18 protein-coding genes and 6 tRNA genes are annotated in these 19,694 nt (G+C 38.4%); 12 read left to right on the top strand and 12 right to left on the bottom strand.

What is annotated here, in order from left to right:
* Positions 1-27: 27 nt before the first annotated feature.
* On the top strand, positions 28-1,197 hold the full coding sequence (locus tag HMPREF9096_RS02955; protein ID WP_009766752.1) for a cobalamin-independent methionine synthase II family protein: 1,170 nt from the start codon (positions 28-30) through the stop codon (positions 1,195-1,197).
* A complete protein-coding gene (locus HMPREF9096_RS02960; RefSeq protein ID WP_009766751.1) occupies positions 1,190-1,654 on the top strand; it encodes an OsmC family protein in 465 nt (154 codons plus the stop codon). The genes HMPREF9096_RS02955 and HMPREF9096_RS02960 overlap by 8 nt, the downstream gene beginning before the upstream one ends.
* A gap of 100 nt (positions 1,655-1,754) precedes the next feature.
* On the opposite strand, the gene trxA is transcribed toward HMPREF9096_RS02960, so the two are convergent.
* The 3 genes from trxA to HMPREF9096_RS02975 all read right to left on the bottom strand — a co-directional run bounded on the left by trxA (position 1,755) and on the right by HMPREF9096_RS02975 (position 4,315).
* Positions 1,755-2,078 (bottom strand): thioredoxin, encoded by a 324-nt coding sequence (gene trxA, locus HMPREF9096_RS02965; RefSeq protein ID WP_005627940.1) that lies wholly within the window; start codon positions 2,076-2,078, stop codon positions 1,755-1,757.
* Positions 2,079-2,197: 119 nt separating this feature from the next.
* Positions 2,198-3,193, bottom strand: coding sequence for a 2-hydroxyacid dehydrogenase (locus HMPREF9096_RS02970; RefSeq protein ID WP_005634049.1), 996 nt, complete (start codon positions 3,191-3,193; stop codon positions 2,198-2,200).
* A gap of 12 nt (positions 3,194-3,205) precedes the next feature.
* Positions 3,206-4,315: a methionine biosynthesis PLP-dependent protein gene (locus HMPREF9096_RS02975; protein WP_009766750.1), complete on the bottom strand. Its 1,110-nt coding sequence runs from the start codon at positions 4,313-4,315 to the stop codon at positions 3,206-3,208.
* Positions 4,316-4,560: 245 nt separating this feature from the next.
* Between HMPREF9096_RS02975 and HMPREF9096_RS02980 the strand changes: the two genes are divergently transcribed.
* The 4 genes from HMPREF9096_RS02980 (at position 4,561) to HMPREF9096_RS02995 (ending at position 4,923) form a co-directional block, all read left to right on the top strand.
* A tRNA-Gly gene (locus tag HMPREF9096_RS02980) sits at positions 4,561-4,636 on the top strand.
* Positions 4,637-4,642: 6 nt separating this feature from the next.
* Positions 4,643-4,716 (top strand) — tRNA-Cys (locus HMPREF9096_RS02985).
* 27 nt (positions 4,717-4,743) lie between these two features.
* Positions 4,744-4,830, top strand: a tRNA-Leu gene (locus tag HMPREF9096_RS02990).
* A gap of 17 nt (positions 4,831-4,847) precedes the next feature.
* Positions 4,848-4,923, top strand: a tRNA-Lys gene (locus HMPREF9096_RS02995).
* A gap of 120 nt (positions 4,924-5,043) precedes the next feature.
* Here HMPREF9096_RS02995 and HMPREF9096_RS03000 read toward each other — a convergent pair.
* The gene (locus HMPREF9096_RS03000; RefSeq protein WP_009766749.1) at positions 5,044-5,574 is read right to left on the bottom strand and encodes an inorganic diphosphatase; all 531 of its coding nucleotides are present in this window, start codon (positions 5,572-5,574) and stop codon (positions 5,044-5,046) included.
* 233 nt (positions 5,575-5,807) lie between these two features.
* Between HMPREF9096_RS03000 and HMPREF9096_RS03005 the strand changes: the two genes are divergently transcribed.
* A complete protein-coding gene (locus HMPREF9096_RS03005; protein WP_009766748.1) occupies positions 5,808-7,124 on the top strand; it encodes an NCS2 family permease in 1,317 nt (438 codons plus the stop codon).
* A gap of 88 nt (positions 7,125-7,212) precedes the next feature.
* Here the strand turns inward: HMPREF9096_RS03005 and fbpC are convergent, their stop codons facing one another.
* The 4 genes from fbpC to HMPREF9096_RS03025 all read right to left on the bottom strand — a co-directional run bounded on the left by fbpC (position 7,213) and on the right by HMPREF9096_RS03025 (position 12,604).
* Positions 7,213-8,262 (bottom strand): ferric ABC transporter ATP-binding protein, encoded by a 1,050-nt coding sequence (gene fbpC, locus HMPREF9096_RS03010; protein ID WP_009766747.1) that lies wholly within the window; start codon positions 8,260-8,262, stop codon positions 7,213-7,215.
* 24 nt (positions 8,263-8,286) lie between these two features.
* Entirely contained in the window at positions 8,287-10,344 is a 2,058-nt protein-coding gene (locus HMPREF9096_RS03015) for an iron ABC transporter permease (protein ID WP_009766746.1), read from the bottom strand.
* A 63-nt stretch (positions 10,345-10,407) separates the two neighbouring features.
* On the bottom strand, positions 10,408-11,442 hold the full coding sequence (locus tag HMPREF9096_RS03020; protein ID WP_009766745.1) for an ABC transporter substrate-binding protein: 1,035 nt from the start codon (positions 11,440-11,442) through the stop codon (positions 10,408-10,410).
* 121 nt (positions 11,443-11,563) lie between these two features.
* Positions 11,564-12,604 (bottom strand): ABC transporter substrate-binding protein, encoded by a 1,041-nt coding sequence (locus tag HMPREF9096_RS03025; RefSeq protein ID WP_009766744.1) that lies wholly within the window; start codon positions 12,602-12,604, stop codon positions 11,564-11,566.
* A 166-nt stretch (positions 12,605-12,770) separates the two neighbouring features.
* Here HMPREF9096_RS03025 and udk point away from each other — a divergent pair, with 166 nt between their 5' ends.
* Genes udk through HMPREF9096_RS03045 form a run of 4 tightly spaced genes read left to right on the top strand, consistent with a single transcriptional unit; the run spans position 12,771 to position 16,383 of the window.
* Entirely contained in the window at positions 12,771-13,409 is a 639-nt protein-coding gene (gene udk, locus HMPREF9096_RS03030; RefSeq protein ID WP_005627960.1) for a uridine kinase, read from the top strand.
* A gap of 8 nt (positions 13,410-13,417) precedes the next feature.
* A complete protein-coding gene (dcd, locus tag HMPREF9096_RS03035) occupies positions 13,418-14,005 on the top strand; it encodes a dCTP deaminase (RefSeq protein WP_005637479.1) in 588 nt (195 codons plus the stop codon).
* A gap of 3 nt (positions 14,006-14,008) precedes the next feature.
* A complete protein-coding gene (locus HMPREF9096_RS03040; RefSeq protein WP_009766743.1) occupies positions 14,009-15,193 on the top strand; it encodes a hypothetical protein in 1,185 nt (394 codons plus the stop codon).
* Entirely contained in the window at positions 15,193-16,383 is a 1,191-nt protein-coding gene (locus HMPREF9096_RS03045; protein ID WP_009766742.1) for a sugar transporter, read from the top strand. The genes HMPREF9096_RS03040 and HMPREF9096_RS03045 overlap by 1 nt, the downstream gene beginning before the upstream one ends.
* 79 nt (positions 16,384-16,462) lie before the next feature.
* On the opposite strand, the gene der is transcribed toward HMPREF9096_RS03045, so the two are convergent.
* The 4 genes from der to dnaQ all read right to left on the bottom strand — a co-directional run bounded on the left by der (position 16,463) and on the right by dnaQ (position 19,428).
* Complete coding sequence (der, locus tag HMPREF9096_RS03050; protein WP_009766741.1) at positions 16,463-17,974, bottom strand: ribosome biogenesis GTPase Der; 1,512 nt, start codon at positions 17,972-17,974, stop codon at positions 16,463-16,465.
* A gap of 419 nt (positions 17,975-18,393) precedes the next feature.
* A tRNA-Asp gene (locus HMPREF9096_RS03055) sits at positions 18,394-18,470 on the bottom strand.
* A 23-nt stretch (positions 18,471-18,493) separates the two neighbouring features.
* Positions 18,494-18,570 (bottom strand) — tRNA-Asp (locus HMPREF9096_RS03060).
* Positions 18,571-18,657: 87 nt separating this feature from the next.
* Positions 18,658-19,428, bottom strand: a complete 771-nt coding sequence (gene dnaQ, locus HMPREF9096_RS03065) for a DNA polymerase III subunit epsilon (protein ID WP_009766740.1) — start codon at positions 19,426-19,428, stop codon at positions 18,658-18,660.
* Positions 19,429-19,488: 60 nt separating this feature from the next.
* On the opposite strand from dnaQ, the gene HMPREF9096_RS0108810 reads away from it, so the two are divergent.
* A partial coding sequence (locus HMPREF9096_RS0108810) for an RNase H family protein (RefSeq protein WP_032803513.1) occupies positions 19,489-19,694 on the top strand: 206 nt, incomplete at its 3' end.

The following is a 19,694-nucleotide window of genomic DNA, read 5'->3' as shown; positions in this document are numbered from 1 at the left end:
ATAAACGCTCATCATTGTGGATTTTCTATGAAACCTTTCACTACTTCCCTTTTAGGCTCAATGCCTCGCAGCCAAGCACTTTTGATGGCACGTAAAAAGCACGCACTCGGCAAAATAACTACAGCTGAGCTTGAGCAAATCGTTGTTCAAGAAACAAAACAAATTGTCGAACTTCAACAACGTACTGGCATTGATATCATCACGAGTGGCGAATTACTTCGCGACAATTACCTTTCTTTTATTGCACAAAAAATTCAAGGCGCGACCTTAATGAGCATGAGTGAAATGCTCGATCACATTAAAGAAAAGCAAATTTTTGAGTCAATGCTAGAAACCTTGGATGTTCCCGCACTTTCCATAAAAAATGCTATTTGCGTGGGAAAAATCAGCTACAAACAATCTTTAGTCGCAGATGAAATGTTGCTACTGAAAAATCTAACTAGGCAGCCAATTAAAGCAACCTTGCCAGGGCCTTACTTAATGGCTCGCTCCATGTGGCTTTCGCCTGTGTCAGGGCAACATTATTCATCAAAAGAAGAAATGGCAAAAGATGTTGTTGCTATCTTAAAGCAAGAAATTGATTATTTATGTGAGCTAGGCGTAAGTGTAGTTCAATTTGATGAGCCTGTTTTAACAGAAGTTATTTTTAGCCATCATCAAACACGTTCATTTATGTGTGCGGCGTTAAGCGAAAAACAAGATTTTGCTGCGGAACTACAGTTTGCAAAAAGTTTAATTACTCAAATCTTTGAGTATGCAAGAAATAAAAATATCAAAACCGCATTACATGTATGCCGAGGCAACTGGAGCAAAGATGAAGGCGTATTACTGCGCGGGCCTTATACATCATTAGTGGATTTATTTGAATCGGCATTACCTGATATTTTAATGCTCGAATTTTCTACGCCAAGAGCGGGAGAATTAAGTTCGTTATTAGAAAGTGAAATCTTAAGACAAAAATGTATTTTAGGCTTAGGCGTCATCAATCCTCGTTCTGATGAAGTAGAAACCGTAGCGCAGATTGTTCAGCGCGCAGAAAAAGCCTTAAATTACCTTCCACCAGAGCAAATTTGGCTAAATCCAGATTGTGGATTTGCCACTTTTTCTAACCGCCCTTTAAATGGATTTGACATTATTGAAGCCAAACTTAAGGTATTAAATGAAGCAAAATCAATATTGAGGGAACGTTATGTATAACGTACCTGAAAGTGAATGTTTTACCGCTAAATATCGAGCCGTATTACGCGGAGAAGAAATTAAATTATTCACACCGAATGACAGTATTTCTCTCTATTCACAAGTCAATTTCGATAACCAATCGTTACAAAAAAGTGCGGTAGATTATTTTGCTGTTTCTATTTTAGGGGGCATTTTGAGCAGTGTAAAAGCACATTTTGCTCAACAACGTGCCGATATTGTAGAAATGGAAGGAAAAATTTGGCTCAATCTCGCCAATCCTTTAACCTTACTGGGCGTTCGCGGCTATAGTGAGCAGCCAGTCATTAATGACGGAAAAATTAAAATTTTTATTTCATCAGATTTAACCGATGAAACCTTCACACAACTCACACAAAACGCATTACGCTATTGTTTTATTTACAACACGATAACCAAAGCCTTTCCTTTAAATATAGAATTTGAGCAAGTGCTTTGATTCTCATCAGGTCGTTCATCAAAATTTTAGACAAAAAAATTGCCCCATTAAGGGGCAATCTTATCAATGCTCTAACGTTACTTATAACTTTAAGCAACGATTAAATATGTTGGTTAATGAAGTTAGCCAATTGAGTTTTTGGTAATGCACCAACTTGAGTTGCAACAACTTGACCATTTTTAATCAATAATAATGTTGGGATACTGCGAACACCAAATTGTGCTGGGGTTGCTTGGTTGTCATCCACATTCATTTTCACGATTTTAACTTTACCAGCAAATTCAGGCGCAAGTTCATCTAAGACTGGTGCAATCATTTTGCAAGGACCACACCATGGTGCCCAAAAGTCTAATAAAACGGGGATATCTGAATTAACTACAACACTTTCAAAATCTGCGTCATTAATGTGTAATACTTCGCTCATTTTGTTTTCCTTATTTTGTGAATGGAATCCCTATATAAGGGCTTTTTTTAAACTTACAAGTGCGGTGCAGAATAACACCGTTTTAAAAAATGTAAACTAATCGTTTTAATTGCCAAAAGCTAAGACGGCAAAACAATATTTTCACACACTTTACCCGATTTCAATTTATAAACATTTGATAAAGTCACATCTGCAATATTGGTTAGTGCCTCTTCGGTTAAAAATGCTTGGTGACCTGTTAGCAATACATTATGGCAAGAAGATAAACGACGGAAAATATCATCTTGAATCACTTCGTTAGACTTATCTTCAAAGAATAAATCACGCTCATTCTCATAAACGTCCATACCTAACGCCCCGATTTTACGCTGTTTTAATGCATCAATTGCAGCCTGGGTATCAATCAAAGAACCGCGACTCGTATTAACGATCATCACGCCATCTTTCATTTTGGCAAAAGCCTCGCGATTTAATAAATGATAGTTTTCTGGCGTTGCCGGGCAATGGAGCGTAATGACATGGGATTTAGCATAAAGCTCATCTAATTCAACATATTGTCCCCCCAGTTCTTCCACTACTGGATTTTTGAAAGGATCGTACGCCAAAATATTCATGCCAAAACCTTTTAAAATTCGCATCACCGCAATCCCAATTTTACCTGTTCCGATCACGCCGACTGTGCGTCCGTGCATATTGAAACCAATTAACCCCTCAAGAGAGAAATTCGCTTCTCGGGTACGCTGATAAGCACGATGAATTCGACGGTTCAGTGTCATCATCAAACCGATGGTATGTTCTGCTACTGCTTCAGGGGAATAAGCGGGAACCCGTACAACTTGAATGCCCAATTCTTGAGCGGCTTTTAAATCAACATTATTGAAACCCGCACACCGCAAAGCCACGATTTTCACACCAAGTGCGGCTAATTTTTCTAATACTTTTCGGCTACCATTATCATTCACGAAAATGCATACTACTTCGCAATGTTCTGCTAAACGTGCAGTGCTCTCGTTCAACATAAAATCAAAAAATTCTAAATCGAAATTATATTTCGCGTTAATGAGTTCAATATATTTTCTGTCATAACTTTTAGTGCTATAGATTGCAATCTTCATGGTTTGCTCCAATTATTTTAAGTTTGCAAAAGCCTGTAATAAGTCCGCTTTAATATCTTCTACATCTTCAATACCGACTGAAAAACGCAGTAAGGTATTAGTAATCCCACGAGCTACACGCTCGGATTCTGGAATATCCATATGAGTTTGAGTAGCTGGATAAGTAATAAAACTTTCTGTGCCGCCTAGACTTTCTGCAAAAGTAATCAATTTAATGGATTTTAAGAACGTATTAACCCAAGCTTCATCTTGCAAACGGAAAGACAACATCCCACCTTTATTTGGATAAAGCACTGATTCCACTTGTGGTTGAGCTTTTAAAAATTCCGCAATGGCTTGTGCATTTTCTTGATGGCGTTTCATACGCAAAGAAAGGGTTTTCATACCACGAATAGTCAGCCAAGAATCAAAAGGTGAAAGCACCGCACCCGCACCATTTTGGATATAAGCAATGCGATCACAAAGTGCTTGCCCTTTCGCAACGATTAAACCAACAAGTGCATCATTATGACCAGCAATATATTTAGTCCCACTGTGAATCACCACATCAGCACCTAAATCTAATGGGCGAGAAAGCACAGGCGTTAAAAACGTATTATCCACGATCAACATTAAGTTATGTTTTTTCGCAAGTTTTGCAATTTCAACCACATCACATTCTTCCATTAAGGGATTTGATGGGGTTTCAATAAAAATCGCTTTCGTATTTGGGTTAATTGCCGCCTCAATTTCTGAAGCAGATGCTGTATTGACATAAACAGGTTTTACACTATTGTTATTTTTATAAGAAAAATCTAATAGTCGATAAGTACCACCATACACATCGCTAGAAACAATCCATTCATCCGGTGCAGTGAAAAGCGTCATCAAAACTTGAATTGCAGCCATACCAGAAGAAAACGCAAAGCCACGATCTCCATTCTCTAATTTAGCTATCGTTTCTTCTAATACTGTACGAGTTGGGTTTTTGGTACGTGTGTAATCAAATCCCGTACTTTCACCGATACCATAATGGCCATAAGCCGTAGAAAGAAAAATTGGTGTAGAAACTGCGCCCGTACGATCATCACTGCGATTACCTGCTTGAGCTAATAAAGTATCGATAGCATATTGTTGTGTCATAACATCCTCTAAAATAATGAAAAAATCAACCGCACTTTACGTGCTAAAAAACGTTTAGCATTTTGGCACAAAGGAAAAAGTGATAAAAGTAGAAATTAGAAAATTACATAAAATTCCATTTTTCCATCATTTTCTGTGATTTATTTGAACAAAATGAACTTTTTTTAAACGGTTAGACAATTTTTTTAAATCTGTAATTGACACTTATCTGAATTTCCGTAAAATGCGCACCACTAACAGCGAATGCGGGAATAGCTCAGTTGGTAGAGCACGACCTTGCCAAGGTCGGGGTCGCGAGTTCGAGCCTCGTTTCCCGCTCCAATTCGTGGCGTGTTAGCAAAGCGGTTATGCACTGGATTGCAAATCCATGTAGCTCGGTTCGACTCCGGGACACGCCTCCATAATACGCAAATGTTAGTTGTCTATATGCCCGAGTGGTGGAATCGGTAGACACAAGGGATTTAAAATCCCTCGCCTTTCGAGGCGTGCCAGTTCAAGTCTGGCTTCGGGCACCATTAAAAATGATTCCAGTGGGTCGTTAGCTCAGTCGGTAGAGCAGCGGACTTTTAATCCGTTGGTCGAAGGTTCGAATCCTTCACGACCCACCACTTTGAAAATAAAGCAAGCACCGAAAGGTGTTTTTTTATTATCTAAATTTCTTAGACTCACTACAAAAAAATCCCCGACTCAAAGAATCAGGGACTTTTACAATCAAATGTGTTTGTTAATTAACGCTCATTCCAACGTTTAATAGACTCACAAATCACTTCTTTCGCTTCTTCTACATCGCCCCAATGCGTTACTTTCGTTGAACCTGGTTTCTTAAGCGCTTTATAGTTATTGAAATGGAACTCAATTTGTTTAATTAAGTTCGAAGGTAAATCTGCTAATGAATTATACGCATTTCCTGTATCACGATCATCTGCTGGAACACAAACGATTTTGTCATCCACTTCGCCATCATCAACAAATTTCATGACACCAATTACTTTAGCTTCAAGGAATACACCTGTTGCTAATGGTTGACGAGTGATTAATAACACATCTAACTCATCGCCATCTTCATCTAAAGTTTGTGGAATGAAGCCATAGTTAGTTGGTTTTGCAAAAATTGCTGGCTCAACACGATCTAATTGGAATGCCGCAACTTTACGGTTCCATTCGATTTTATGGCAGCTACCTTCTGGAATTTCATTTACTACATTGATAATGCCAGCATCTACATCGCCTGGCGTTAAAATTTGATTAAAATCAGCCATTTTGTTTCCTTCATTTTATCAAGTTAAAAAACGCGACAAGTATAGCAGTTTTTCTGCTGACTCGCAGTCTCATTTGTAGAGAAAATCAGCAAATAAATTATTTCATAACTATTCATAATTTTGACCGCACTTTATCCTAAATAAAACTCACGCAAACGTTTACTTCTCATTTTTATGATGTAAAATAGCGCGCCTTATTCACTTTAATTTTTCACTCAACTTTAAGGAACACTATGCCAACTTTAGAAAAAACATTTGAGCTCAAGCAACGTGGTTCAACTGTTCGTCAAGAAATTATCGCGGGTTTAACCACTTTCTTAGCAATGGTTTATTCTGTCATCGTGGTACCCAATATGCTAGGTGCTGCAGGTTTTCCTGCGGAATCTGTCTTTATTGCCACCTGTTTAGTTGCAGGGTTAGGCTCTATTTTAATCGGCTTATGGGCAAATGCACCAATGGCAATTGGTTGTGCAATTTCTCTTACAGCTTTCACTGCATTTAGCCTAGTAATTGGTCAAAAGGTCGCCATTCCCGTTGCGCTAGGCGCAGTATTCTTAATGGGGGTTGTGTTTACCTTAATTTCTGCCACGGGTATTCGTGCATGGATCTTGCGTAATTTACCATCCAGTATTGCTCACGGAGCAGGCATTGGTATCGGACTCTTTTTACTTTTAATTGCGGCAAACGGCGTTGGTTTAGTCGTCAGCAACCAAGCTGGCTTGCCAGTAAAATTAGGCGATTTCACCTCATTCCCAGTCATGATGTCCTTAATTGGTTTAGCGCTCATTATCGGCCTTGAAAAAATGAAAATTAAAGGCGGTATTTTATGGGTCATTATCGCTATTACTATCGTAGGTTTAATTTTTGATCCAAATGTAAAATTTGGCGGAGAGATTTTCAAAATGCCAACCTTTGGTGAAAATTCTCTTTTCTTACAATTAGACTTTATGGGCGCACTACAACCCGCAATCTTGCCTGTCGTATTTGCGTTGGTGATGACTGCCGTATTTGATGCAACGGGTACAATTCGCGCAGTTGCAGGTCAAGCAGACTTACTTGATAAAGACGGTCAAATTATCAATGGCGGTAAAGCTTTAACTTCAGACTCAATCAGTAGCTTATTCTCTGGCTTATTCGGTACAGCACCAGCTGCCGTTTATATTGAGTCAGCAGCAGGAACAGCAGCAGGCGGTAAAACAGGTATTACTGCAATCGTTGTTGGGGTGTTATTCCTATTAATGCTTTTCTTCCAACCATTAGCTTTCTTAGTGCCTGGATACGCAACTGCCCCAGCATTAATGTACGTTGGTTTATTAATGTTAAGCAATGTAAGCAAATTAGATTTCGATGATTTCGTTGGCGCGATGAGCGGATTAATCTGCGCAGTATTTATCGTGCTTACCGCCAATATCGTAACAGGAATTATGTTAGGTTTTGCGGCATTAGTGATTGGAAGAATCGTGAGCAGCGATATTAAACGCTTAAATGTAGGTACTGTGATTATTGCAATCGTACTCGTTGCATTCTATGCAGGCGGTTGGGCGATTTAGTAACAGAAATAAAAAAGGGGAAAATCCTTCCCCTTAATTGTAATCTCAAAAGCGCGGTGAAATTTCACCGCGCTTTTTTATGTCTGTACTACTCTTTCTTCAATAAGAAAATACCGTGATCAGATAAATTTACATAGGCTTGTTTTAAATCGGCATTAAAATCTTCTGGCTTACAATTCACCAATAAATCTTTTCCTACCCAATTTGCGACCACTTCCCAATGGTTGCCCATATAGACCGCACTTTTAATCTCACAACGTTGAGCATCGCTACCCTCTGCAGCAAGATAAATTGCTTCTGGGCGAATACCCACTAAGCATTCACCATCGGGTAAATTAAACTGTGCAGCATCTTTTAAAGACACATAATAGCCATTAATATTCACCACACCATTTTCTAATTTTCCATCGAAAATACTGGATTCACCCATAAAGTTTGCTAAGAACAAAGAATTTGGTCGGAGATAAAGCTCTTTCGCTGGCGCTTTTTGCATAATTTTACCTTTATGCATAACGATAACTTCATCAGATACAGCAAAAGCCTCTGTTTGGTCGTGTGTCACATAAAGCGAGGTAATGCCTAAACGTTGTTGCAATTCACGGATTTTTTCACGCATAGAACGACGTAAGTTTGCATCCAAATTACTTAATGGTTCATCAAACAATAGGACTTTTGGTTTCAATACCAAAGCACGAGCCAATGCAACACGTTGTTGTTGCCCACCTGAAATTTGATCCACAAAACGGTCTTCAAATCCCGCTAAGTCTACCAATTCTAAAGCTTCTTTTACACGTTGAGCACGTTCTTCTTTGCCAATACCTTGCATTTTTAAGCCGTAGCCCACGTTATCGCCAATGCTCATATGCGGGAATAGCGCATAAGATTGGAAGACAATACAAATATCTCGATTTTGAATAGAAGATTTTGTTACATCTTCACCATCAATAAAAATTTGGCCTGATGTTGGATTTTCTAACCCCGCAACTAAACGCAGTACAGTTGTTTTGCCACAACCTGATGGTCCTAACAATGTCACCATCGTGCCACGTTTGATCGTTAAATCCAAATTATCAATGACGACCGCTTTACCAAATGCTTTGGTGATATTTTTTAATACTAAGAAATCATTATTACTCATAATATTTACCTACAACTTAACGAGTTAATTCATTTTTTTCGCTTTAGAACGAGAGATACGTGTATCACCTACAATCCAGTCGAAGAATAAAATAATTGCCATCATCACAACAATTAAGATAGAACCGTATGCAATCGCAATGCCGTATTCTCCGTCTTCCACACGATTTAGAATATATGCAGTAGCAACCCGAGTATCTGCTGTCACTAAGAATATAATTGCACTCACCGTCGTCATTGCACGAACGAAGCTGGTAACAAGCGCTGAAAGCAATGCGGGTTTTAATAATGGCAAGACGATATACCATAAGGTTTTCCACGAACTCCCTTTTAAAGAAAGCGATGCTTCATCAAGAGATTTATCAAGCTGACCTAACCCTGCAATCGCAGCTCGCATACCGATTGGTAAGTCACGCATAACCATTGAAATAATCACGATAATGCCAGTACCCGTAATATAAAGTGGCGCATTATTGAAGGCTAAAATGTAAGACACCCCAGCCACAGTACCCGGCACGGCAAAGCAAAGCATGGTTAAGAACTCAAGGGATTTTTTACCTTGGAAATCTTTACGTACCACAATGTACGCAATCAATAATCCAAAGAATGCGGTTAATGGTGCGGCAATACCTGCATAGATTAAGGTATTGATAAGGGAAGGCCATGCCCCATCGCTCAATCCTTGCCCGAATAACATGGCATAGTTTTTCAAGGTTAAAGTGTAGTCGACGCCCCAGTTTACCGTGAAGCTTCCGTAGAAAATACTACCGTAAAGCGCCATATTAAAGATTACCCAGAATCCAAGCATGCCGATGATGGTATATTTCAAACCAGTTGGAAGATCTTGCACATCACCACGATAAGATTTACCTGAAACGGTGACATAAGAGCGGTTACCAATCCAAATGTATTGAATGATAAAAATCGCTAGAGAGAAAATTAATAATATTGAACCTAAGGTACTTGCTGATGCGTAATCTAATTGTGAACCCGCAATATAGAAATAAATCTGTGTTGCAATCACATCAAAGCTACCGCCCAATACCAATGGGTTACTAAAATCTGCAAGCGATTGGATAAATACAATTAAAAATGAGTTCGCCAATGCGGGGCGTAACAATGGAAAAATAATATTATAAAAAGTTTGATAGCGATTGGCTCGTAACGTATAAGAGGCTTCTTCAATAGAAGGATGTACCGATTTTAATGCGCCATCTAAAATCATAAAAGAAATAGGGGCAAATGCGAGAATCTGAGCAATTGCAATCCCATTAAAACCATACAACCAGTTATGATTGGTGAAACCAAAATTCGTACTTAAAAATTCGGTTACATAACCAGAACGGCCAAGCATTAAAGTTACCCCTAATCCCACAACAAATGGTGGTGTAACAATTGGCAAAATAGAGAAAATTTTTCCGATAAATGCAGTTCTACGAGCGATACGCGTGGTATAAAGCGCAAAGGCTAAACCAAATACAGTAGACACTACGCCCACAAAGCCCGATAAGAAAAGCGAATTGGTAATTACGCGAACAATATAGCTCTGCGTTAAAATACGCATCACTTGTTGTGGCGCAAATGTGTCTCCGTCATAAAACATTGAAACGAAAATCGCCAATGTTGGATAAACGATAAAGAAGAAAATGAGCAAAATAATGCAAAGCAAAGAAGCGATGATAAATTTATCACCTTGCATCACTTTTAGTTTTGCCAATGAAAGTGTTGCTAATGCGGTATAGCCCACAAGTAACACAATTACAGAATAGCCCATGCTGATTTTGTACACCGTCGCACTGATAAACATAAACAGTACAGAAAGTGCGGTCAAAAATAGCTCTGTTTTTGCTTGGGTTTGCTGTGGCAATCTAAATAACGGCAAAGCACCATACACAATAACAGGCAGGAACCAAGCCCAAGTTAAATTGAAAGAAGCCCAGCCCATTGCCTCTAAATATTCATCTGAAGTACTTTCAAACAAACCGTAATCAAGTGCATTGGAAGGCAGGAGCGCAAACGCCAATAAGGATAAAATAATCCAAAAATAAGCAGAATGCATTATGGAAAGTTTTTTTGCGTTCATACAACCTCGCATAAGGTAAAAAAACGAAGCGATATGCGACATATCACTTCGTTAGTGACATCATTATTTGGCTAATTTTACTTCATCAACCCATTTTGTGATTAAGCGTTTACGTAAATCAGTCGCACCGTATTTATCAAAATCATAGTTAATTAAATTAATAGATTTAAAATCTAACGCATAAGGCGATTGTTGTGCGGTGGTATTGGTTAAAATGGAATACGCCTCACCTTTTTGCCAAGTTAATTCTTGCGCCTCTTTGGATAACGCCCAATCAACAAAAAGTTTCGCATTATCTAAATTACGCGCACCTTTAATGACACTCACACCGCCAATTTCATAGCCAGTACCTTCACAAGGTACGACTAATTCTACTGGCGCGCCTTTCGCTTTTTCTAAAGAATATTCATGCAAGAAACCAATGCCAATTGCCGTTTCTCCACGCGCTGTATTACGTGTTGCCGTATTACCAGATTTGGTATATTGCGATACGTTTTTATTCAACTCTTTTAAGAATTTAAACGCCTCTTCTTCCCCCCAAAGTTGCATATAAGTGGCTAGCTGAGTGTAACCCGTACCAGAACTTTGTGGATCTGCGGCTTGAATTTCATTTTTGTAAATTGGGTTAGCTAAATCCTTCCAGCATTTTGGAATTGGTAAATTCAATTTTTTCAAACGTTCTGGATTCACGCCAAAACCTAACACGCCCAAATAAATTGCTGAAGAATAATTCCCTTTCATTTTGGCTGGGTCACGGAATTTTTCTACGATCTGAGGAAGATTGGATGATTTATAAGGTTCTAATAACCCCATTTCCCCTGCTTGAGAATGAGGATCCATTGTTCCACCATACCAAACATCGCCTTGTGGATTATCTTTTTCAGCATCAATTTTTGCTAAAATGGTTCCCGTGCCACCACGAATAAAACTTGTTTTAACATCAAATTTTTTCTCAAATGCCATCGCTTCTTGCTCGCACATCGTATTTTGCGCGCTGCAATAAATGACTAAACGCCCTTTAGCAAAAGATGGATTACTTAATACTAATCCACTTAACATCACACCAGACAGGGTTACTGCGATTTTTGATAGTTTCATCTGATTATAACGCCCTTATGAATGAAAATTTTGCAATCTCTTAGAGGGAAAACGAAATCACATTAAAAATACGAAAAGTGCGGTCAAAAACTTCAGTATTTTTTACCGCACTTATTCACCGCTATTTCGCCAATTTAACTTCTTGTACCCATTTTTCAATTAAGGCTTTACGTTGTTCTGTTGCACCGTATTTTTCAAAGTCATAATTGATTAATTTGAGTTTATTTGGATCAAATGCAGTTGGTGATTGTTCTGCGGTCGTGTTAGTTAAGATTTGTAAAGAATCCCCTTGTTTCCAAGCTAATTCTTGGCCTTCTTTTGATAAAGCCCAATCGACGAATAATTTTGCATTATCAATATTACGCGCACCCTTTAAGATACTCACGCCACCTAACTCATAACCTGTTCCTTCGCAAGGCACGACTAATTCTAACGGTGCCCCATTGCGTTTTTCTAATGCATAATCATGTAAGAAACCGACCCCAATTGTCGCTTCACCGCGCGCAGAGTTACGTGATGGCGTGATACCCGATTTGGTATATTGAGAAACATTAGGATGCAAGGCTTTTAAGTATTCAAACGCCTCTTTTTCACCCCATAATTGAACAAATGTCGCCAATGCAGTGTAGGCTGTACCCGCACTTTGAGGGTCTGCAATTTGAACTTCACCTTTTAAGCGTGGATCTGTTAGATCTTTCCAGCATTTTGGTACTTCTTTAATGCCTAATTTTGCCAAACGTTCAGTATTCACACCAAAACCTAAGATCCCCATATAGATTGAGGAAACATAGTGACCTTTCGTTTTTGCTGGATCACGGAAACGTTCTACGATTTCATCAATATGTTTGGATTTATAAGGCTCAATTAAGCCTAATTCTGCAGCTTGAGCTTGAGGGTCAAATGTACCGCCGAACCAAACATCCGCTTGAGGGTTATTTTTTTCAGCTTCAACTTTGGCAAAAGTACTACCTGAACCATTACGAATAAAGGATGTTTTCACATCATATTTTTCGCCAAATGCTTTTGTGGTGGTTTCGCACAAAATATTGGTTGCACTACAGTACACAACTAAACGACCTTTAGCATTGGCAGAACCAGAAATAGCTAAGCCTGCAGCTAAAAGTACGGCAGAAACAGAAAGAGAAATTTTGTTGAACTTCATAATAAATACTCCTTATTGGATAGAATGATTCGAATCCTACGTGAAAAAGGCGAATAATACCGTGATGAAGCTCACACTTTTTAAAATTCAAGTGAAAAAATAAACGTGAAATTCACCGCACTTTTACTTATAATTGCCAAAATTTCCCTTACATCAAAACACAATTATGTCAGATTCTTGTATCATCATCGCCATCACTGGCGCATCCGCATCAGGCAAAAGTTCTATCGCCTCTACCGTTCACAAAGAACTCTGTAATGAATTAGGCTGCCAAGAAATTGGAATTATTGCCGAAGACAGTTACTACAAAGATCAAAGCCATTTAGAAATGAGCGAACGTATAAAAACAAATTATGACCATCCAAGCTCAATGGATCGCGATTTGCTCATTCAACATTTAAAAGATTTAAAATCAGGAAAATCGGTTGATGTGCCTGTTTATAGCTACGTTGATCATACTCGTACAGGTGAAACCACAACATTTACACCAAAACGTATTGTGATTTTAGAAGGGATTTTACTGCTTACTGATGAACGTGTTCGTCAACTTGCGGATATCTCCGTATTCGTGGATACACCATTAGACATTTGTTTTATTCGCCGTTTACAACGTGATATGGAAGAACGCGGTCGTTCCCTACAATCGGTTATTGATCAATATCGTGCAACCGTGCGCCCAATGTTCTTACAATTTATTGAGCCATCTAAACAATATGCGGATATTGTCATTCCTCGCGGAGGTAAAAACCGTATTGCAATCAATATGTTAAAAGCTCAAATCCTTCATTTATTGAATCAAAAATAGGAAATCTTATGCGTCTTTGCGATACTGATATTGAACGCTATCTCGATGATGGCATTATTTCTTTAACGCCACGTCCAAATAATGACAAAATCAACGGCGCGACGATTGATGTTCGCTTGGGTAATTCTTTCCGCGTATTTCGTGAACATTCTGCGCCTTTCATTGATTTAAGTGGCCCGAAAGAAGAAGTGTCCGCCCAGCTTGAATCGGTGATGAGCGATGAAATTATTGTGCCTGAAGGCGAAGCATTTTTCTTACATCCAGGTACTTTAGCATTAGCAACTACACTTGAATCCGTGAAATTACCCGCCAATATTATCGGTTGGTTAGATGGTCGATCTTCTTTAGCGCGTTTAGGCTTAATGGTACACGTCACGGCACACCGTATTGATCCAGGTTGGGAAGGAAGAATCGTGTTAGAATTTTATAATTCAGGGAAATTACCATTAGCATTACGTCCAAACATGGTGATTGGTGCATTAAGCTTTGAAATATTAAGTGGCGAAGCGAAACGACCATACAGTAGCCGCAAAGATGCAAAATATAAAAATCAACAAAGTGCGGTTGCGAGTCGAATTGACGAAGACAAGGAATAATCGATGAAAAAGCTCGCGCTTGGCGTAGGGATCGTCGCTTTGGCGATCTTTTCTTTTTTGTATATCCAACTTTATCGAGTACAAAATTCCATCGATAAACAACTAGCACAACAAAATATTGCGGTTCAATCAGTCAATTTATCTCTATTTCCACCCGCACTTTCTCTTAAAAATATAAAAACTACGCAATTTTCAGTTCAAGAGCTTGAAACTAAACTTAATTTTTTGCCTCTTTTTTATGTCAACGCAAAACTTCACTCACTTAATCTTCAACAAATCACTCTAAATCAAAACGCACAAAACAGCGCAAATATCTCAATGGATTTAGCGCCGTTTTCCTTAAATCAACTTTTATCCCAAAAAGTAATGTTGAATGGTGAAAGCCATATTCGTATTGAATTTGATAAACCTATATATGAAAATAAAACATTCAATTTTACTTTCAACAAAGCAAATTTAGATTTTTCAAACCCGAAATCAGCTCTGATTCAATTTGTTGATGCAAGCTTAAATAACCAGCCTCTTGGTTATATAGAAACCCACGCAGATTTTACGTCCCCACGCCAACAAATGGTGACTTATATAAAACCACAGTGTGATAACGATTGTTTAGCCGTATTGAAATATCAACAAATAGACAATCAAAGTGCGGTAAATTTTTCAGGCAAATATTTCCCGGTTAAACGCTTATTAACGCTATTAAACATGCCCGAAATATTAAGTGGACACGCAGATTTTAATATTGATTTCACATTTTTACATTCACAACTTATTCAAGGAAAGTTAAATATCCTCGCTCAAAATGGTGAAATTCTTGGTGTGAATTTATTGGATATGGTCAGTCAATATTTCCCTATCAATTACAACAGTGATCTGTTACAAAACAAAGAATTAAACACTCGCTTTGAACAATTTCACTTACAATTATTTCTCCAACAGAATCAACTGATTGCTGAAAAAATTGAATTAAAAACACCCGCACTGTTGGGGCAAGGAAAAGGCGTCATTGATTTAAATCGAATGGAATGCAATGTGGATATCAATTTACATTCTACTGATCAACGCTATCAAAATTTAACACTACCAATCAATTTTTTTGGTAACTGCAGTTCACCACAATATAAAATTAATTTTACGAAGAAATTCCGCCATCAATTAATTGATGCGATTAAAGAAAAGTTACGTTAATGTCGTTATATTTAAAAGCTGAAAAAATCCAATCATGGCGCGTGCTTATTATGGCTTGCGCAGGATTTATTTTTAATACTACAGAATTCGTGCCCGTTGCAATGTTAAGTGACATTGCACAAAGTTTTAATATGCAAACCGCCGATACCGGTTTAATGATGACAGTTTATGCTTGGACGGTGCTAATTATGTCTTTACCGGCCATGCTTGCCACAGGCAATATGGAGCGTAAAAGTCTGCTTATTAAGCTTTTCATTATATTTATTGTTGGGCATATTTTATCAGTCATTGCCTGGAATTTCTGGATATTACTTCTCGCTCGAATGTGTATTGCATTAGCCCATTCAGTGTTTTGGTCAATTACTGCCTCACTTGTGATGCGCATCGCACCTAAACACAAGAAAACTCAAGCATTAGGAATGCTCGCTATCGGCACCGCACTTGCCACCATATTAGGCTTACCGATAGGACGAATTGTCGGACAGCTCGTCGGTTGGCGGGTCACTTTTGGCATTATTGCGGTGCTGGCATTATCCATTATGTTTTTAATTATTCGATTATTACCAAATTTACCAAGTAAAAATGCTGGATCTATTGCAAGTTTACCCTTGCTTGCTAAACGCCCATTATTACTTTGGCTTTATGTAACAACGGCAATCGTCATTTCCGCACACTTTACCGCTTATACTTATATCGAACCATTCATGATTGATGTCGGGCACTTAGATCCAAATTTTGCCACGGCTGTATTATTAGTTTTTGGTTTCTCAGGTATTGCCGCAAGCCTATTATTTAACAGGTTCTACCGACTTGCTCCTACAAAATTTATTGTTGTTTCGATGAGCTTATTGATGTTCTCTCTCTTGCTACTACTCTTCTCTACCGAAACAATGATAGCAATGTTCAGCCTTGTGTTTATTTGGGGGATTGGCATTTCTTGTATCGGACTATCTCTGCAAATGCGCGTACTAAAACTTGCACCAGATGCAACAGATGTTGCAACTGCTATTTACTCGGGCATTTTCAATGCAGGAATTGGCGCAGGCGCATTATTTGGAAATCTTGCGACAACCTATTTAGGATTAAACGAAATTGGTTATACGGGCGCTGCATTAAGTTCAATCGGCTTCATCATTTTTATTACAACGCACTTAAAATATCGCCATACGTTTCTTCTGCAAAACAAATAAAAAAATAACCGCACTTTAGTTCTCCCAAAAGAGTTTTAAAAGTGCGGTTAAATCTTTCTAAGTTTTATCTATCTCGAATTTAACGTTTCGCTTTCTTAATAAACTTCATCAAACGCTTACGTTTACGCAATTGGTTCGGGGTAAGTTTATTTTTACGCCCCGCAAATGGGTTCGAACCTTCTTGGAAAAGAAGGCGAATTGGTGAGCCAATAATTTTCAAACTCTTACGATAATAATTAGATAAATAACGTTTATAAGAATCGGGTAATTTATCCATTTGGTTACCGTGAACCACTATAATCGGCGGATTATAACCACCTGGATGAGCATATTTTAATTTAATTCGACGACCGCCAATCATCGGAGGTTGGTGCTCATCGGTTGCCATTTGTAAAATACGAGTTAAAAGCGAGGTCGTCATTTTTTGAGTCGCACAAGCATAGGCTTCTTTAATCGAATCAAAAAGATTACCCACACCACTGCCGTGCAATGCAGAAATAAAATGCACGCGAGCAAAATCAATAAAATCTAAACGACGATCAAGCTCAGATTTAACGCGGTCTTTCACATCTTGATCTAAACCATCCCATTTATTCACAACGATCACTAAAGAACGGCCTGCATTTAAAATAAAACCGAGCAAAGATAAATCCTGATCAGAAATGTTCTCTCTCGCATCAATAGTCAGTAATACAACATTAGCATCTTGAATCGCTTGCAAGGTTTTAATCACGGAGAATTTTTCAACAGCTAAATGTACTTTACCACGCTTACGCACACCAGCTGTATCAATCAACGTATATTGCTGTCCATCACGCTCCATTGGAATATAAATACTGTCGCGTGTCGTACCTGGCATATCGTAAACCACCACACGATCTTCACCTAAAATACGATTGGTTAAGGTAGATTTACCCACATTTGGGCGGCCAACAATGGCAATCTTAATATTTTTATCTTGCTCTTCTTCTGATTCTTCTAACGCCTCATCAAGCAAGGCCGTATCTTCTTCTGAATCAAAATCGAATTCTTGTTCCCATTCGTCTTGTTCTTCCTCAGAAGTGCGGTCATTTTCATCGGCGTTTTCCATTTGCTCCGCAAAAGGCGCAAGTACTTGTTCCATTAACTGAGTGACACCACGGCCTTGCGAAGCAGCGATTTGCTCAATTTCCCCTAAGCCTAACTGATAAAATTCAGCACAATGAGAATCCGCATCAATACCATCAGTTTTATTTGCCACCACAATCGTCGTTTTGTTTTGACGTTGACGTAAGTAATTAGCAATACCAATATCAGCTGCCGTTAAACCCGCTCTAGCATCCACAAGGAAAAGAACAATATCGGCTTCATCAATAGCAAGCAAAGATTGCTCCGCCATTTTTTCTTCAACACCCTCTTCAGTTCCATCAATACCGCCGGTATCAATAACAATAAACTCATAGCCAGCAATATGAGCATGGCCGTATTTTCTATCACGAGTTAAACCAGGAAAATCAGCGACTAACGCATCTCGTGTGCGAGTAAGGCGATTAAACAATGTGGATTTTCCCACATTCGGGCGACCAACAAGGGCCACAACTGGAGTTGCCATAAAAAATCTCTTATTTTGTCAAAAATGGCGGCTATTATATCGGAAGTTAAAGGATTGGTAAAAAATGATTTCAACAAGGAAAAGAAAAAGCCATAGGATACAATCCTATGGCTTTCTAAACACTGTTTATTTATCTATAACCTAACGTTATAATAATCTCGCTTTCAAGGATTCAGCTTGAAAACAAGTGTTGCGCTTTTTCGCAACGTTTGAAGAGGATAAGAAAATGATTAAACTCATTATCCTTGTCGTACTACTATTATTAGTGAGTTTACCGACTTACTAATAACACGACATACTAGGGAGTGACAGCTCCCTAGTTCTTCAAATCTTAAAAGTTTACTTTATTTTTGTCAAGGATGAAGCAAATTTCAGATACAAAAAAAGCACGATTAGGTGCTATCTTTATTTATCTTAATTGGCGGAATGGACGGGACTCGAACCCGCGACCCCCTGCGTGACAGGCAGGTATTCTAACCAGCTGAACTACCACTCCGAGATAAGATATTAATTTTAAATTGGCGGAATGGACGGGACTCGAACCCGCGACCCCCTGCGTGACAGGCAGGTATTCTAACCAGCTGAACTACCACTCCGCTAAGTGGTGCGTATCATAATGACGAACATAAATCTCGTCAATCTTTTTTTATTAAATTTTACTTGCCTGCTTAAATTCCAAACGATTAATGCATATTATCATTGCCAAAGCGTTTATCCCAAAGACAATTATTTCCACTTTTTTTATTAATCATCTTTAATAATTCTAAATGCGCTTGTAGCTCATCATCAGTAGGTCGAAGTAATTTTAAATTGTGCGCAAAATCCACCGCACTTTTTATTTCTTCCGCCGCTTTTTCTTGCACAACATGGATAACTTCAGACTCAACAGATTCTTCTTCATCGAATAAATTTGTTTGTCCCCCAGTCATCATCAAATAAACATCCGCCAAGATCTCGGCATCCAGTAACGCACCGTGCAAAGTACGTTTGCTATTATCAATACCTAAACGATCACAAAGTGCATCCAAATTATTACGTTTTCCGGGATACATCTGACGCGCCATTTGTAGCGTATCTGTCACCAAACAAATATCGTTAGTTTTCACATTAAGATTGAGTTTACGAAATTCATAATCCATAAATCCAACGTCAAAGGGCGCATTATGAATAAGCAATTCCGCACCATTAATATAATCCAAAAAATCTTGGGCAACCTCTTTGAATTCAGGCTTATCCGCTAACATTTCATCGGTTATACCATGAACTTTAATCGCATCAGGATCAACGGGGCGATCTGGTTTAATGTAAATATGGAAATTATTACCTGTGTAACGACGATTTATTAATTCAACTGCACCAATTTCAATAATGCAGTGTCCTTCATAATGTGCACCAAGCTGATTCATACCTGTAGTTTCAGTATCTAATACAATTTGGCGATTGGGATTAATCATTTGTTCAACCTATCTCTTTCCATTAAAATACTTGCCATTCTACACAACAACCTTTTTGTTATGCAAAAACAGATTGAAATTTTTACTGATGGTTCTTGCTTAGGTAATCCTGGAGCAGGGGGAATTGGTGCCGTATTGCGTTATAAACAGCATGAAAAAATGCTCTCCAAAGGCTATTTTAAAACCACCAATAATCGAATGGAATTACGTGCTGTCATTGAAGCATTAAATGCCTTAAAAGAACCTTGCTTGATCACGCTTTATAG

Origin of the sequence: Haemophilus sp. oral taxon 851 str. F0397, assembly GCF_000242295.1 — a bacterium.
In the GTDB taxonomy this organism is placed as follows: Bacteria; Pseudomonadota; Gammaproteobacteria; order Enterobacterales; family Pasteurellaceae; genus Haemophilus.
Note: the sequence above shows the minus strand (reverse complement) of the source record. Positions and strands in the feature narration are given on the sequence as shown.

Excerpts from the sequence above, each read along its gene's own strand:
- HMPREF9096_RS02955 (WP_009766752.1), top strand. The coding sequence starts at position 28 with ATGAAACCTTTCACTACTTCCCTTTTAGGCTCAATGCCTCGCAGCCAA.
- HMPREF9096_RS02960 (WP_009766751.1), top strand. The coding sequence starts at position 1,190 with ATGTATAACGTACCTGAAAGTGAATGTTTTACCGCTAAATATCGAGCC.
- trxA (WP_005627940.1), bottom strand. The coding sequence starts at position 2,078 with ATGAGCGAAGTATTACACATTAATGACGCAGATTTTGAAAGTGTTGTA.
- HMPREF9096_RS02970 (WP_005634049.1), bottom strand. The coding sequence starts at position 3,193 with ATGAAGATTGCAATCTATAGCACTAAAAGTTATGACAGAAAATATATT.
- HMPREF9096_RS02975 (WP_009766750.1), bottom strand. The coding sequence starts at position 4,315 with ATGACACAACAATATGCTATCGATACTTTATTAGCTCAAGCAGGTAAT.
- HMPREF9096_RS03000 (WP_009766749.1), bottom strand. The coding sequence starts at position 5,574 with ATGGCTGATTTTAATCAAATTTTAACGCCAGGCGATGTAGATGCTGGC.
- HMPREF9096_RS03005 (WP_009766748.1), top strand. The coding sequence starts at position 5,808 with ATGCCAACTTTAGAAAAAACATTTGAGCTCAAGCAACGTGGTTCAACT.
- fbpC (WP_009766747.1), bottom strand. The coding sequence starts at position 8,262 with ATGAGTAATAATGATTTCTTAGTATTAAAAAATATCACCAAAGCATTT.
- HMPREF9096_RS03015 (WP_009766746.1), bottom strand. The coding sequence starts at position 10,344 with ATGAACGCAAAAAAACTTTCCATAATGCATTCTGCTTATTTTTGGATT.
- HMPREF9096_RS03020 (WP_009766745.1), bottom strand. The coding sequence starts at position 11,442 with ATGAAACTATCAAAAATCGCAGTAACCCTGTCTGGTGTGATGTTAAGT.
- HMPREF9096_RS03025 (WP_009766744.1), bottom strand. The coding sequence starts at position 12,604 with ATGAAGTTCAACAAAATTTCTCTTTCTGTTTCTGCCGTACTTTTAGCT.
- udk (WP_005627960.1), top strand. The coding sequence starts at position 12,771 with ATGTCAGATTCTTGTATCATCATCGCCATCACTGGCGCATCCGCATCA.
- dcd (WP_005637479.1), top strand. The coding sequence starts at position 13,418 with ATGCGTCTTTGCGATACTGATATTGAACGCTATCTCGATGATGGCATT.
- HMPREF9096_RS03040 (WP_009766743.1), top strand. The coding sequence starts at position 14,009 with ATGAAAAAGCTCGCGCTTGGCGTAGGGATCGTCGCTTTGGCGATCTTT.
- HMPREF9096_RS03045 (WP_009766742.1), top strand. The coding sequence starts at position 15,193 with ATGTCGTTATATTTAAAAGCTGAAAAAATCCAATCATGGCGCGTGCTT.
- der (WP_009766741.1), bottom strand. The coding sequence starts at position 17,974 with ATGGCAACTCCAGTTGTGGCCCTTGTTGGTCGCCCGAATGTGGGAAAA.
- dnaQ (WP_009766740.1), bottom strand. The coding sequence starts at position 19,428 with ATGATTAATCCCAATCGCCAAATTGTATTAGATACTGAAACTACAGGT.